Raw genomic sequence first — 14,431 nt, forward strand, 5'->3', positions numbered from 1 at the left:
TCAGGAGTGTCGCCGGCCCAGGGCGTCCAGTTCGCGCAGGCCCGGAGTGTTCTGGATCACCTGGGTGAAGCTGACCTTCTCGCTGGCGGCGGTGAGCGCGGCGATCACGGCGAGTGTCCCGGCTCGTCCCACCGGCCCGGTACGGGCGGCCAGCGCGACGCCGAGCAGCGCGCCGAGGGCGTTCGCACCGCTGTCGCCGAGCATGACGCGCTCGTCGAGGTCGGCCGGAAGCAGTGCAGCGGCGGCACCGATCGGTCCGGCGGCGAGTCCACCTGTCGGGCCGGGCAGCAGCGGCGCGCCGAGCAGTACGCCGGACTTGAGCGCACGCCCCGGTCGCAGGTCGAGCAGGTTGACCAGGTTCGCGGTACCGGCGATGACGCCCGCGCCGAGCAGCAGGTCGAGGGTGCCGGCGGCGCGTCCGGTGCGGCCGCGGCCGGGGTGGGACCGGACCGTCGGGTCGGCGGCGAGCAGGGCGGCGGCGGCCAGGCCAGCGGCGCCGACCCCGGCGATCTTGACGACACCGCTGGTCACCCGCCCCTGGCGGAGCGCGGCGAGGTGTCCGGCGAAGCCCTTGGCGGTCTTCTGTTCCGGCCGGGCCCCGACCACGTCGTCGTAGAGCCCTACCGCCCCGCAGGCCAGCCCGGCGACCAGGGCGGCGCCCCCGGCCGGCCGGCTCGGCGCGCCCGCGGCGGCACCGGCGGCGGCTCCGACGGCGAGCGCCGGGCCTGCGGCGAGGGTGACGGTGCGGCCCCGGAAGTTGGTACGGCGCAGCCCGGCGGCCCACGGACCGGCGAGTACGCCACGCAGCGCGACACCGGCGAGCAGTACGCCGACGCCGAGCGCCCGGACCCGGGCGCCCCTGGGTCGGGCGGTCACTCGGGCATTTCCGGCAGCAGCGATTCGGCACCCGCACCGACGCCGTACGCCCCGGCCTGCTTCTCGGTGATCTGCCGGATCAGCGCCAGCGCGGTGACGAGCTGCCCCTGCACCGTGTTGGCGTTGTCGACGGTGGAGATGGTCTTGGAGAGTGCCGGATCGCGGCGTACCTCGGCGACCAGGTTCCCGCCGCTGCTGCCGTTGCCGGCGACCACGATCGCCCCGGCCTTGTCGAACTGCTCGGCGAGCTGCACCACCGAGCGGTCCTTGCGGGTGGCGTCCCGGTCGACGTACGGCTGCCCGCTGACCACCACCACCGCCTCGGCGGAGCCGGTGATCTTGTCGGGCACCTTCAGGTAGCCCTCTTCGCTGTAGTCGTCGAGCACCGAGCGGCGGTCGGCGTCGGTCACCGGCGAGCCGCCCTCCGGACGGTCGAGCAGTGCGCTGGCCAGCAGTGCGCTGGACTTCTCCACGCCCTCGCTGCTGGGCAGCCCGACGTCCGGGACGGTGGGTCTGGCCGCCTTGGCCGCTACGCCCAGTAGCAGGACGCTGCTGTCCGGATCGAGGAACTTCTCCTGTACGTCGATCCGCCCGGTGACCGAGGCGCCGCCCAGCCGGAGCATCTCGACCACCCCGTCGACCTGGTCCTGCCCGCTCGGCAGCACCAGGACCAGCACGCGCCGGCCGGCGAGGGTGCCCTTGAGCATGTGCGGCGCCGCCTCCCGGACGAAGTCCTCCTCGCGCTGGACCTCGGTCTCCAGGTTGTTCACCGACTCGCGGAGCTGCTCGTTGTGCTTGCCCAGCGCGTTGACCCGATCCTTCAGCGAGTCGGCGACCGGACCGTTCAGCGCCGCGGTACCCACGACCAGACCGATCGCCAGGGCGAGGAACACCGCGGTCAGCGAGACCACGTGGTACCGGAAATTGATCACGACAAGAGCCTCTTGATCATCATTCGGGGCCGGTAGGACAGCAGCACGGGGCTAGAAGAGCTGTCCAAGCTGGAATACGACATTGTCCCACCACTCGGAGGCGACCCCGAGGTAAGCCTTTCCGACGGTGGAGACCGCGACCGCCGACGCCATCGCGGCCAGCGCGGAGAGCACCAGCAGCAACAGCGACGACCCGGAGATGCTCTGCCGGTAGAGCCGGCTCACCCCCTTGGCGTCGACCAGCTTGCCGCCGACCTTGAGCCGGGTCAGGAAGGTGGAGGCCATGCCGCCGCGCCCCTTGTCCAGGAACTCGACAAGGGTGGCGTGGGTGCCGACCGCGACGATCAACGACGCGCCCTTGCCGTCGGCGAGCAGCATCGCCAGGTCCTCGCTGGTGGCCGCGGCCGGGAAGGTCTGCGCGGTCACCCCGAGCCCGTTCACCCGGGCCAGTCCCGGCGCCCGCCCGTCCGGGTAGGCGTGCACGATCACCTCGGCCCCGCACCGCAGTACGTCGTCGGTGACCGAGTCCATGTCGCCGATGATCAGATCGGGGGTGTAGCCCGCCTCCACCAGCGCGTCCGCGCCGCCGTCCACGCCGATCAGCACCGGCTTGAACTCCCGGATGTACGGGCGCAGCACGTCGAGGTCGGCCTTGTAGTCGTAGCCCCGGACCACGATCAGGCAGTGCCGGCCCCGGATCGGCGTCTCGACGTCCGGCACACCGACACCGTCGAGCAGCAGCTCCCGCTCCTGCTTGAGGTATTCCATGGTGTTGGCGGCGAACGCCTCCAACTGCACCGACAGCCCTTCCCGGGCGTCCGACATCGCCTTCGCCACCGACTCGGCGTCCTGGCGGCTGCCGTGCCCGACCGGTTCGTCGCCGAGCAGCACGGTGTTGCCGTCGATCCGGACGGTGTCGCCCTCCCGGATCTGTTGGAAAATGCCCTCGCCCAGGTCGTCGACGAGGGGGATGCCCGCCTTGATCAACACCTCGGGGCCGAGGTTCGGATAGCGGCCGGAGACCGACGGCTTGGCGTTGAGCACCGCGGCGACGCCGACCGCGACCAGCGAGTCGGCCGCCACCCGGTCCAGATCGACATGGTCGATCACCGCGATGTCACCTGGACGCAGCCGGCTGACCAGGCGCTTCGTCCGGCGGTCGAGGCGCGCGGTGCCGACGACTTTGCCCGGTTCCGCGCTCCGGGCCCGACGCAACGTGGGTAAACGCATCCCAACCATCCTGGCATGTGAGGCAGAGCTTTCTGTCGCGACATGCCTGAGCAGGGCCGCCACCCCAAGGGAACCACATGGATGCCCGGCCGGGTGTGGTCGGCGTCACACCGTCGATTCGGTACCACGGATCGTGGCCGTCGGGGTCACGCTCCGCTGCGTACGCGGCGCCGCCGCAGCTCAGGAGTAGCGTTCCCGGGCAGCCACCGCCAGGAGTTCCTCCGCATGGGCGATACCCAGATCGGAATCCGGCAAACCGGCGAGCATCCGGGCCAGCTCCCGGGCCCGGTCGGTGTCCTCCACCACCCGCACCCCGCTGGTCGTCACCGCCCCCCCGGTGTCCTTGGCCACCACCAGATGCCGGTCGGCGAAGGCCGCCACCTGGGGCAGGTGGGTCACCACCAACACCTGGTGGCTACGGGCCAGCCGGGCCAGCCGGCGGCCGATCTCCACCGCCGCCTGCCCGCCGACCCCGGCGTCGACCTCGTCGAAGACCAGCGTGGGCGGGCCGCCGGAACCGGCGAAGACCACCTCGATGGCGAGCATCACCCGGGACAGCTCACCACCCGAGGCGCCGCGTTGCAGCGGCAGCGACGGTGCACCCGGATGGGCCAGCAGCCGCAGCTCCACCTCGTCCGCCCCGTCCGGACCGACCCCCACCTCGACCCCGTCGACGGTGAGCGACGGCTCGGCCCTGCCGACCGGCCGGGGCAGCACCGCCACCTCGATCCGGGCGTGCGGCATCGCCAGTCCGGCCAGCTCCACAGTCACCTGCTCGGCGAACCGGGTGGCCGCCTCGCGACGGGCCGCCGAGAGCCGGCCCGCCAGCTCGGCCACCTCGCCGGCCAGCCGCTGCCGCTCCCGGTCCAGCTCGTCGAGAAGCTCGTCGGAGTTGTCCAGCTCGGCCAGCCGGGTCCGGGCCCGGTCCGCCCAGGCGATCACCCCGTCGACGTCGTCGGCGTACTTGCGGGTCAGGCCACGCAGTGCCGCCCGACGCTCGTAGATGACCTGCAACCGGGCCGGATCGGCGTCCAGCGCGGCGAGATAGCCGGACAGCTCGGCCGCGACGTCGCCGACAAGCGTGGCGACCTCCTCCAGCCGCACCGCGAGATCGCCGAGGGTCCGGTCCACGCCGGCCTGCGCCTCCAACGTCCGGCGGGCGTGCCCGAGCAGCGTCGTCACGTCGGCCATCTCGTCGGTCGGCTCGGCCGCGCCCGCCACGCAGAGCTGGGCCGTCTGTGCCGCCGTACGCAGGCCTTCGGCGTGTTCCAGCCGCTGCGCCTCGGCCTTCAGCTCCTCGTCCTCCCCCGGCTGCGGATCGACCCGGGTGATCTCGTCCAGGCCGAGCCGCAGCAGGTCGGCCTCCTGGTTGCGCTCCCGCGCGTTGCGTCGCCGGTCGGCGAGGTCGTCGCAGACCCGCCGCCACCGGGTGTACGACTCGCGCAGGCTCTCCAGCAGCTTCTCGTGCTCCGGCCCGCCGAACCGGTCCAGCGCGGCCCGCTGCTCGGCCGGTCGGAGCAGCCGGAGCTGGTCGGACTGGCCGTGCACGGCCAACACCTGCTCGCCCACCTCGCCCAGCATCGACACCGGCATGCTGCGGCCGGCCACATGCGCCCGTGACCGCCCCTCCACGGTGACCGTACGGCTGAGCAGCACCGAACCGTCGTCGTCCGGCTCACCGCCAGCGTCGACCACCCGGGCGTGCACCGCCGTCGCGGCGGCGCCGGTCAACCGCAGCCGTCCCTCGACCACGGCCCGGCCGGGATCGGCCCGCACCCGGCCGGCGTCGGCCCGCCCGCCGAAGAGCAGGCCGAGCCCGGTCACCACCATCGTCTTGCCAGCGCCGGTCTCGCCCGTGATGACGTTCATGCCGCCGGTCAGCGGCAGCGTCGTGTCCTCGATGACGCCCAGTCCGGTGATGCGCAGCTCTTCCAGCACAGCCACCGACAGTAGTAGCGGGCCCCGACACTTGACCACCCGGGCACGCGACCTGATCGGTATCCGGCACACGCCCCGGGCACTCCCCGACACCGTCGACACCGGTAGCGGTCGACCGTCGGCGGCCGGCCAGGTGGACCCCGACCACCTGCCCGACCCGCAGGCCGGCGCGGTCAACTGCGGCGCTGGTCGCGGTCAACTGGCGGCGCCGATCGCGGTCAGCGGCGGTTGCCTCGCCAGCCGTGTACCGGCAGGCCGAACTTGGCCACCAGCCGGTCGGTGAAGTGCCGGGCGCGCAGCCGTACCACCCGGACCGGCAGGGCACCCCGCTGCACCGTGACCCTGGCACCGGGCGGCAGGTCGTAGACCCGGCGGCCGTCGCAGCAGAGCACAGCCAGGGTGGTGAACGGGTCCACCGTGATGGTGAAGGTCGACGTCGGCGCGGTGACGAGCGGCCGGCTGAACAGCGCGTGTGCGCTGATCGGCACCAGCAGCAGCGCCTCCACCTCCGGCCAGACCACCGGCCCACCGGCCGAGAAGGCGTACGCGGTGGAGCCGGTCGGAGTCGCGCAGACCACACCGTCACAGCCGTACCGGGACAGCGGCCGGCCCTCGACGTCGACGAGCAGCTCGAGCATCTGGGCCCGCTCGCCCTTCTCCACGCTCACCTCGTTGAGCGCCCACGACTCGATCACCGGCCCGCCCTCGAACTCGGCACGCACGTCGAGGGTGAGCCGCTCGTCCACTGTGTAGTTCCGGTCCACCACGTCCCGGACCGCCACGTCCAGGTCGTCGATCTCGGCCTCGGCGAGGAAGCCGACCTTGCCGAGGTTGATGCCGAGCAGCGGAGCCTTCGCCGGCCGGGCCAGGTCGGCGGCGCGCAGGAAGGTGCCGTCACCGCCGAGCGCGAAGACGATCTCCGCGCCCTCGGCCGCCCCGAGCAGGCCCACCGGGGTGACCCCGGGCAGTTCCAGGTCGTCGGCCTCCTCGGCCACCACCCGTACCTCGAAACCGGCCTGGATCAGGTCCGCCGCGACGGTACGGGCGTGCTCGGTGCTCCGCCGCCGTCCGGTGTGCGTGACCAGCAGCGCCGTCCGGGTCATCGGGCTCCCTCCCGCGCCACGGCCGGACCGGTCGGCCCGGCCGTCACCACCGCCGCCACCGCCGCCTCGTCCGGCGGCGGCGCCCCGGCGCGCAGCCAGACGAAGAACTCCACGTTGCCGCTCGGCCCCGGCAGCGGGCTCGCCACCACGCCGGCCAGGCCGAGCCCGAGTTCGGCGGCCGCCCCGGTCACCGCGAGCACCGCCTCGACCCGCGCCTGCGGATCGCGCACCACCCCGCCACTGCCCACCCGTTCCTTTCCGACCTCGAACTGCGGCTTGACCATCAACACCAGGTCGCCGTCCGGCGCGGTGCAGCCGGCCAGCGCCGGCAGCACCAGACGGAGCGAGATGAACGACAGGTCCGCGACGGTGAGGGTCACGGTGCCGCCGATGGTGTCGGGCGTCAGGGTACGCACATTCGTGCGCTCGAATACCCGGACCCGCTCGTCGGTACGGATCGGCCAGGCCAACTGGCCGTAGCCGACGTCCACCGCCACCACCTCGGCTGCCCCGGCTCGGAGCAGCACGTCGGTGAAGCCGCCGGTGGACGCCCCGGCGTCCAGGCAACGCCGGCCGGCGACGTCCAGCCCCTCGGGGGTGAACGCCGCCAGCGCGCCGGCCAACTTGTGGCCGCCCCGGGAGACGTACTCGGTGTTCGGGTCGTCACCGAGTACCCGCACCGGGTCCGCGGGGTCGACCATGGCGGCGACCTTCTGGGCCCGTACCCCGCGGACCTGCACCCGCCCGGCCTCGACCAGCGCGGCGGCCTGTTCCCGGGACCGGGCCAGGCCGCGGCGGACGAGTTCGGCGTCGAGCCGGGTACGACGTGCCATCGCAGTTCTCCGAGAGGGGTGGGCTCACGCCTGGTCGATGGTGGCGAGGGTTTCCCGCAGCGTCTGGTGCGCCGCCTCGTACTGGGCGATCTGGTCGGCCGGCGCCAGGTTCGCGGCGTTCGCCATCGCCTGGAGTACCGCGTCCACGGCGGGATGGCCGGAGCCGCCGCCGTCGCCCGGGCCGGTCGGCCCGCTCGATCCGCCTGCGGTTGCCGGGCCAGGAACGGGCCGGGCCGCCGCCGAGGGGGGTGGAGCCGGCCGGAACGGCCCCGGTACGGGTACCTGGCTCATGCCGCATCGCCGCCCGGCGCCGCCGACCGCTTGGCCACGGCCTTGCCCGGAGTCGACTTCCTGGTGGCCACCGCCTTGCCGGCCACGGTCTTCTTCGCGACCGCCTTCTTCGCGACAGTCTTCTTCGCCACCTGCTTGGCGACCGGTTGGCTGCCGACCGCCTCGGGCGCAGCGGCCTTCCTCGCCACCGTCTTCTTGGCAACCGCCTTCGTCGCGACGGCCTTCTTGGCGACGGCCTTCTTGGCGACCGTCGTCTCGCCGACCGTCGTCTCGCTGACCGTCGTCCTCGCGACGGCCTTCTTGACGACGGCCTTCTTGACCGGCGCGGCGGTCCCGGCCGGCCCGTCCGCCGCCGGAGGCCGTACGCCGTCGGCAGCACCGGCGGTCGCCGGGCCAGCGGCGCCGCCCGACGTGCCCGTCCGAGCCGCGGCGAGTTCCCGCTCCAGCCGGGCGATCCGGTCGGTCAGCGCGGTGACCTCGTCCGCCGTCGCCAGTCCGAGGGCGGCCAGGGTACGGTCGATCTCGACGCGGATGATCCGGATCAGCGCCTCCCGGTTGGCCATGCCTGTGGAGACCAGTTCCTCGGCCATGGTCTGCAGTTGGCCGGCGGTGGCGCCGCTGGAGCCGACCAGTTTCCTGGCAGCGGCCTGAGCGCGCTTCTTCGACGCCTCCGTCAGCCCGAGGGCCAGCTCAAGGTAGGCCCGCCACGCATCCTGCATACCTCGGTCCTTTCGCGCGTGCTGACTGTTCAGGTTGTCACGCTACCGGGCGCCCCGACCCGCCCAGTGCGGTACGGTGCCCGGGGACGGGCGTGGCGTGATGCGAGGGGGCACGACTATGGCGACCGTGGACGAGTGCCGGCAGGCGTTGCACGATTTGGCGGCCCGAATGGACGCCAACGCCGACAAGGTGCGCAAGCAGGTCGATCTCGACCGCACGCTGGCGTGCCGGATCACCGATCTGGAGACCGCCTTCCACGGCCGGTTGACCGGCGGACGGCTGGTCGACCTGGCCGACGGTGACGACCCCAACGCGAAGATCGCACTCAGCACCACCAGCGACGACCTGATCCGTCTCGTGCGGGGCGAACTGGACGTGCCGAAGGCACTCGCCTCCCGGCAGATGTCGATCAACGCCAACCCGTTCGACCTGCTCAAGCTCCGCAAGATGCTCTGAGCACGCGGACGGTCGGCCCGCTCTCGTCGGCGAGGCGTCCGAACCGTTTGCGCGGCGGGTCAGCGCAGCAGGTCGAGTTCTTCGAGGGCCTTCCGGGCCGCCTCGGAGCCCGGCTCGATGCCGTCGACCGATGCTCCCGACCAGATCGCCGCAGAGAGCGCGGCCAGCGCGGCGAGGCTCGACCCCTCCCCGGTGAGCACCGTCCGGCCACCGCCGTCGGCCACCTGCCAGCCCGCACCGGCGCTGCCGGCGCGTTCGGCGGTCAACCGGGCGACCCGGGCCGGATCGAAGAGCCCGCCCAGATCGCTCGCCACGAAGTTCGGGCGGGCGGACGGCGCCGCGTGCAGCAGGTCGATCGGTGCCGACACCCCGGTCAGCACCAGCAGACTGTCCATTCCCGCCCGGACCGCACCCTCGATGTCGGTGTCCAGCCGGTCGCCGACCGCGAGTGGGCGGGCCGCACCGAACCGCCGCGCGGCGGCGGTGAACAGGGCCGGCTCCGGCTTGCCGACCACCACGTCGGGGTCCCGCGCCAGTGCGGTACGCACCGCCGCGACAAGTGAACCGTTCCCGGGTACCGGACCACGGGCGGTCGGCAACGTCCGGTCGGTGTTGGTGACGAACCAGTCGGCACCGGCCCGTACCGCCAGCGCCGCCTCGGCGAGATCCGCCCAGCCGACCTCCGGCCCATAGCCCTGGACCACCGCGATCGGCTCGTCCTCGAGCCGGGAGACCGGGCGCAGCCCGACGTCACGTATCTCGTTCCGGAGCGCCTCCGCACCCACCACCAGCACCGGGGAGTCCGGCGGAAAGCGGTGCGCCAGCAGTTCCGCCGCGGCGGCCGCGGAGGTGAGCACCTCCTGCGGCCGCACAGCGAGCCCCATCCCGGTGAGCAGCGCGGCAACCTCGTCCGCGCGCCGGGAGGCGTTGTTTGTCGCGTACGCCAGCGGCTTGCCCTCGGCGTGCAGCCGGCCGATCGCCGCGACCGCCGTCTCGATCGGCCGGTCGACGAGGTACACCACGCCGTCCAGATCGAAGATCACCAGGTCGTACGCGTCGACCAGCCGGTCACCCGCCGAGGACTCGGTCACGACTCGGCGCCACGCTCCGGGCGGGTACCCGGCTCGGCCTCGGCCCCGGGAGCATCAGCCGCAGCACCCTCGGCCGCAACAGCTTCCGGCCCGGAAGACCCGGTCTCGGGAGCCGCCGCCTCCGGTGCCGCCGTCTCGGCAGCTTCCGCCGCACCGGCCGGCTCGCTCTCGAGCGCCTCGGCGTCAGCCGAATCGGGCTTCGCGTCCTCGACCGCCTCCGTCTCGGCCGCCTCTGTCCCGGCGTCCTCGTCCGTGTCGACTCCCGCCTCGGCGTCCACCGCGGTCACCTCGACGGCCGCCAGCGGCTCGTCCGCGTCCTCGTCGTCCGCGTCGTCGTACTCGTCGGGGTCGTCGAACTCGTCCTCGTCACGATCCGTACGGGCGACCTCGTCGTTGTACCCGTCCTCGTCGTCCTCCGGATCGGGCTCGTCCTCCGGAGCGTCGACATCGGCGTCCGCCACCGGCTCGGATTCGTCCGAACCGCCCTCGACGGTCTCGTCGTCCTCGCCCTCGTCGCCCTCCAGGACGACGCCGTCGAGTTCCAACAACCGCTCGGCGGCATCGGTCTCACCGAACTCGTCCACCTCGGCGGCGCGGGCGAACCACTCCCGGGCCTCTTCCCGCCGGTCCACCGCGAGCAGCGCGTCGGCGTACGCGTAACGCAGCCGAGCGGTCCACGGTTCGGCCGGCGCGGCGGTCAGCTCGCGTACCTGGAGCATCGCCACCGCGGCGTCGCGCTGGCCCATGTCGCCACGGGCTCCAGCCGCCACGATCAGCAACTCCACCGCTCCGGCCGGGTCCAGCGACTCACGATCGGCGCCCCGATAGAGGTCGATCGCCCGCTCAGGGCGCCCGAGCGCCCGCTCACAGTCGGCGAGCACCGCCAGGTGGGTCTGCCGCCCGCTCATCCGGTGGTACGTCCGCAGCTCGGCGAGTGCGGTCTGCCACTCACCCGCCCGGTACGCCGCCAGCCCGACCGCCTCCCGTACCGGCGCGATCCGGGCCGCCAGGCTCCGGGCCGCGAGCGCGTGCTTCAGCGCCAGCTCCGGATCGTCGTCGATAAGCGTTCCGGTCGCGACGAGATGCCGGGCGACCGTCTCCGCGACGGGCTTGGCCAGCGAGAGCAGTTCGGCCCGTACCGCGCTGTCGAGATCAGTGGCGACGATCTCCTCCGGCAGAGCTGGACCGGAGGCTTCCCGGGCGGGGTCGCCCGGCCGCCCGGAGCGGTCGCGTCGATCCGTACCCTCGGAGCGGTTGTAGCCACCCGCTCCCGCGCCGGCACCCTCCCGGCCGGACCGGCCACCAGTCTCCTGCCGGGACTTCCAGTCCCGCCGGCCCTCGTCTGCCCGGCCACGGTCGGTGCGATCGCCGCCCGACCGGAAGCCCTCCCGCCCGCCACCGCCGCGAGCATCGCGATCCGGCCGGCGGAAACCGCCACGATCGCCGTCACGGGTACCGTCGCGACCCGAACCCCGGAAGCCTTCCCGGCGGCTGCCGTCGAAGCCGGGGCGACCCGCGTCGTCGCCGAAGCGTCGCCCGCTGTCCCGGCCTGCGCCGCGCTGGTCGCCGCCGCCCGACGATCCACCCCGGTAGCCACCGCCGCGCCCGGCGTCGCCACCTGAACCCCCAGCTGGACGACCCTGGTAACCGCCGCTGTCGCCCCGGTGACCGCCGTCCCGCCGGTCGTCACCGCCCCGCGCGCCGTCCCGATAGCCACCGGGACGCGAGGTGTCGGCACGGTAGCCACCGGTACGCGAGTCCCGATCAGTGCGTCGGTCGCCGCCGAAGCCGGACCGGGAACCGCCCCGGAAACCACCGCTGTCGCCCCGGAAACCGCCGCGCCGATCGTCGCCACCGGAGCCTCCGCTCCGGCCCTGGTAACCGCCGGTACGTCGGTCGTCGCCACCGGAGCCCCCGCTCCGGCCCTGGTAGCCGCCGCGCCGGTCGTCACCGTCGGAGCCCCCGCCCCGGTAGCCGCCGGTACGTCGGTCGTCGCCGCGCCGGGCGTCGTCACGGTAACCACCACCGCCGGAGTCACGGTCGCCCCGCCGGTCGCCCCGGAAGTCACCGCCCCGGCCGTAGTCGTTACGAGGTCCACGGTCACGGTCGCCACGGCCGGAGCTGTCCCGTCCGCCGGACTGGAACCCGCCCTCGCGGTAGCCGGCGTCCCGATCGCCGCCACGCGGGCCGGTTCCGGCCGAACGGTAGCCCTGGCGTTCCCCACCCCGGCCGAAGTCGTCTCGACGGCCGCCGCCACGGTAGCCGCCGCCCTGCCGATCGTCGCCACCGCGTTGGTAGCCACCTTGCCGGGCGTCACCGCCGCGCTGGTAGCCGCCGCCACCGGGCCGCGAGGCCGCATCGCCGTCCCGGGACCCGTAGCCGCGGTAACCGCCGCCCCTGGTCCCGTCACCGCCGGAGTCCCGGTAGCCCCCGGAGCGCCGGTCGTCGCCGAAACGCGCACCGCCGCTGGGGCGATCGCCGCGAAAGTCGCGACCTCCCCGGGATTCCCGGTCGTCCCGGAAGCCGCCGCCACGCCGGTCGTCAGCACCGGACCGGTAGCCGCCACCCGGGCGACCGTCCCGCTGGCCGGCGCCGTCGCGCGGAGCTGGGCGGTCGCGGCGGTCACCCGCACGACCCTCGGTCCGACGTCCGCCGCCACCCGAGTAGCCGCCCCGATCGCCAGAGGCGCCGGAGGAATCGCGGTCCCCGCGATAGGGCTGCTGACGGCCGTCCCGGCGCGTAGAGGCGTCACGGCCGCCTTGGCGATCCGGACGGTCGTCTCGACGGCGCGGACGGTCTCCGCCGTGCGCTCCTGAACTCACGGGTACATCCTTCCTTATGGCGAGATCGCCGCAACACGCAGTGCAGGGCCACCCCGACCGGGGTGGCCCTGCAAACTAAGATGTCCGGCGGCGTCTTACTCTCCCACACCCTCCCGAGTGCAGTACCATCAGCGCTGGAAGGCTTAGCTTCCGGGTTCGGAATGTAACCGGGCGTTTCCCCTCCGCCATAACCGCCGTAACCCTATCAACAACACAAACAACACATCCCACCCACACGCGGGAACCGTTGTTCGTTTGCTGTGAATCACACAGTGGACGCGTAGCAGCTTCGTAGTCAAGTCCTCGGCCTATTAGTACCGGTCAACTGAACCAGTTACCTGGCTTACATCTCCGGCCTATCAACCCAGTCGTCTCACTGGGAGCCTTACCCCCTTTACGGGGTGGGATACCTCATCTTGAAGCAGGCTTCCCGCTTAGATGCTTTCAGCGGTTATCCCTCCCGAACGTAGCCAACCAGCCGTGCCCCTGGCGGGACAACTGGCACACCAGAGGTTCGTCCGTCCCGGTCCTCTCGTACTAGGGACAGCCCTTCTCAAGTATCCTACGCGCACGGCGGATAGGGACCGAACTGTCTCACGACGTTCTAAACCCAGCTCGCGTACCGCTTTAATGGGCGAACAGCCCAACCCTTGGGACCTGCTACAGCCCCAGGATGCGACGAGCCGACATCGAGGTGCCAAACCATCCCGTCGATATGGACTCTTGGGGAAGATCAGCCTGTTATCCCCGGGGTACCTTTTATCCGTTGAGCGACACCGCTTCCACACGCAAGTGCCGGATCACTAGTCCCGACTTTCGTCCCTGCTCGACCCGTCAGTCTCACAGTCAAGCTCCCTTATACACTTACACTCAACACCTGATTGCCAACCAGGCTGAGGGAACCTTTGGGCGCCTCCGTTACATTTTAGGAGGCAACCGCCCCAGTTAAACTACCCACCAGACACTGTCCCTGAACCCGATAAGGGCCCGAAGTTAGATACCCAAACCAACCAGAGTGGTATTTCAAGATTGCCTCCACCCATACTGGCGTATGGACTTCACCGGCTCCCACCTATCCTACACAAGCTAATTCAGATACCAATGTCAAGCTATAGTAAAGGTCCCGGGGTCTTTCCGTCCTGCCGCGCGTAACGAGCATCTTTACTCGTACTGCAATTTCGCCGGGCCTGTGGTTGAGACAGTGGGGAAGTCGTTACGCCATTCGTGCAGGTCGGAACTTACCCGACAAGGAATTTCGCTACCTTAGGATGGTTATAGTTACCACCGCCGTTTACTGGCGCTTAAGTTCTCAGCTTCGCCCCGAAAGACTAACCGGTCCCCTTAACGTTCCAGCACCGGGCAGGCGTCAGTCCATATACATCGAATTACTTCTTCGCATGGACCTGTGTTTTTAGTAAACAGTCGCTTCCCCCTGCTCTCTGCGGCCATACAACGCTCCACCAGCAAGTGGCTTCACGTCTCCGGCCCCCCTTCTCCCTAAGTTACGGGGGCAATTTGCCGAGTTCCTTAACCACAGTTCACCCGATCGCCTCGGTATTCTCTACCTGACCACCTGTGTCGGTTTAGGGTACGGGCCGCTCGGAACTCGCTAGAGGCTTTTCTCGGCAGCATAGGATCACTGACTTCACCTGAATCGGCTCGGCATCACGTCTCAGCCACATGGCGTGCGGATTTGCCTACACACCGGCCTACACGCTTACCCCGGCACAACCACCGGCCGGGCTCAGCTACCTTCCTGCGTCACCCCATCGCTTGACTACTACCCGCCAGGTTCCCACGCTCCCCCACAGAGGTCCGAAGACCGCCACAGGTTCGGGTGGTTAGCACAACGAGGTTCATCACGGGCGCTCCTACACGGGTACGGGAATATCAACCCGTTATCCATCGACTACGCCTCTCGGCCTCGCCTTAGGCCCCGACTCACCCAGGGCGGATTAACCTGGCCCTGGAACCCTTGGTCATCCGGCGGAAGGGTTTCTCACCCTTCTTTCGCTACTCATGCCTGCATTCTCACTCGTGCCGCGTCCACAACTGGGTCACCCCGCTGCTTCACCCCCGGCACGACGCTCCCCTACCCATCCACACACCTGCATGCAAATCCCGAAAGACCTACACGAA

The 14,431-nt window shown here is 71.2% G+C and carries 10 protein-coding genes, 2 rRNA genes and 1 pseudogene (1 of these 13 running past the window's edge); 1 reads left to right on the forward strand and 12 read right to left on the reverse strand.

Annotated features, from left to right (window positions below):
- From CLT71_RS08575 to CLT71_RS08610, 8 genes are all read right to left on the reverse strand, one after another.
- Entirely contained in the window at window positions 1–876 is an 876-nt protein-coding gene (locus CLT71_RS08575) for a hypothetical protein (protein WP_101366638.1), read from the reverse strand.
- Window positions 873–1,808 (reverse strand): copper transporter, encoded by a 936-nt coding sequence (locus CLT71_RS08580; protein WP_101366639.1) that lies wholly within the window; start codon window positions 1,806–1,808, stop codon window positions 873–875. The genes CLT71_RS08575 and CLT71_RS08580 overlap by 4 nt, the downstream gene beginning before the upstream one ends.
- Before the next feature lie 51 nt (window positions 1,809–1,859).
- Window positions 1,860–3,038 carry a putative cytokinetic ring protein SteA gene (gene steA / locus CLT71_RS08585; RefSeq protein WP_101366640.1) on the reverse strand — a complete coding sequence of 393 codons (1,179 nt, stop codon included), beginning with the start codon at window positions 3,036–3,038 and terminating at the stop codon, window positions 1,860–1,862.
- 180 nt (window positions 3,039–3,218) lie between these two features.
- Window positions 3,219–4,976 (reverse strand): DNA repair protein RecN, encoded by a 1,758-nt coding sequence (gene recN / locus CLT71_RS08590; protein WP_101366641.1) that lies wholly within the window; start codon window positions 4,974–4,976, stop codon window positions 3,219–3,221.
- Window positions 4,977–5,194: 218 nt separating this feature from the next.
- On the reverse strand, window positions 5,195–6,079 hold the full coding sequence (locus CLT71_RS08595) for an NAD kinase (RefSeq protein ID WP_101366642.1): 885 nt from the start codon (window positions 6,077–6,079) through the stop codon (window positions 5,195–5,197).
- Window positions 6,076–6,912, reverse strand: a complete 837-nt coding sequence (locus CLT71_RS08600; protein WP_101366643.1) for a TlyA family RNA methyltransferase — start codon at window positions 6,910–6,912, stop codon at window positions 6,076–6,078. Before CLT71_RS08600 ends, CLT71_RS08595 begins: the two co-directional genes overlap by 4 nt.
- Window positions 6,913–6,936: 24 nt before the next feature.
- Window positions 6,937–7,203 (reverse strand): hypothetical protein, encoded by a 267-nt coding sequence (locus CLT71_RS08605; protein WP_101366644.1) that lies wholly within the window; start codon window positions 7,201–7,203, stop codon window positions 6,937–6,939.
- Window positions 7,200–7,922: a histone H1-like repetitive region-containing protein gene (locus tag CLT71_RS08610; protein WP_101366645.1), complete on the reverse strand. Its 723-nt coding sequence runs from the start codon at window positions 7,920–7,922 to the stop codon at window positions 7,200–7,202. Before CLT71_RS08610 ends, CLT71_RS08605 begins: the two co-directional genes overlap by 4 nt.
- Before the next feature lie 118 nt (window positions 7,923–8,040).
- On the opposite strand from CLT71_RS08610, the gene CLT71_RS08615 reads away from it, so the two are divergent.
- Complete coding sequence (locus CLT71_RS08615) at window positions 8,041–8,379, forward strand: alkyl sulfatase C-terminal domain-containing protein (RefSeq protein ID WP_101366646.1); 339 nt, start codon at window positions 8,041–8,043, stop codon at window positions 8,377–8,379.
- A gap of 59 nt (window positions 8,380–8,438) precedes the next feature.
- Here CLT71_RS08615 and CLT71_RS08620 read toward each other — a convergent pair whose 3' ends face one another.
- The 4 genes and pseudogenes from CLT71_RS08620 to CLT71_RS08635 all read right to left on the reverse strand — a co-directional run.
- Entirely contained in the window at window positions 8,439–9,470 is a 1,032-nt protein-coding gene (locus tag CLT71_RS08620; RefSeq protein WP_101366647.1) for an HAD-IIA family hydrolase, read from the reverse strand.
- A 424-nt stretch (window positions 9,471–9,894) separates the two neighbouring features.
- A pseudogene (locus tag CLT71_RS08625) lies at window positions 9,895–10,597 on the reverse strand (tetratricopeptide repeat protein); the annotation flags it as partial.
- 1,777 nt (window positions 10,598–12,374) lie between these two features.
- Window positions 12,375–12,491: ribosomal RNA gene (rrf, locus tag CLT71_RS08630) — 5S ribosomal RNA — on the reverse strand.
- Between the two features lie 92 nt (window positions 12,492–12,583).
- Window positions 12,584–14,431 (reverse strand): 23S ribosomal RNA (locus CLT71_RS08635); it runs 1,263 nt beyond the window's last position.

The organism is Plantactinospora sp. CNZ320 (assembly GCF_002846275.1).

Coding starts and splice junctions, on each gene's coding strand:
- steA (WP_101366640.1), bottom strand. CDS start 3,038: ATGCGTTTACCCACGTTGCGTCGGGCCCGGAGCGCGGAACCGGGCAAA.
- CLT71_RS08595 (WP_101366642.1), bottom strand. CDS start 6,079: ATGACCCGGACGGCGCTGCTGGTCACGCACACCGGACGGCGGCGGAGC.
- CLT71_RS08600 (WP_101366643.1), bottom strand. CDS start 6,912: ATGGCACGTCGTACCCGGCTCGACGCCGAACTCGTCCGCCGCGGCCTG.
- CLT71_RS08605 (WP_101366644.1), bottom strand. CDS start 7,203: ATGAGCCAGGTACCCGTACCGGGGCCGTTCCGGCCGGCTCCACCCCCC.
- CLT71_RS08610 (WP_101366645.1), bottom strand. CDS start 7,922: ATGCAGGATGCGTGGCGGGCCTACCTTGAGCTGGCCCTCGGGCTGACG.
- CLT71_RS08615 (WP_101366646.1), top strand. CDS start 8,041: ATGGCGACCGTGGACGAGTGCCGGCAGGCGTTGCACGATTTGGCGGCC.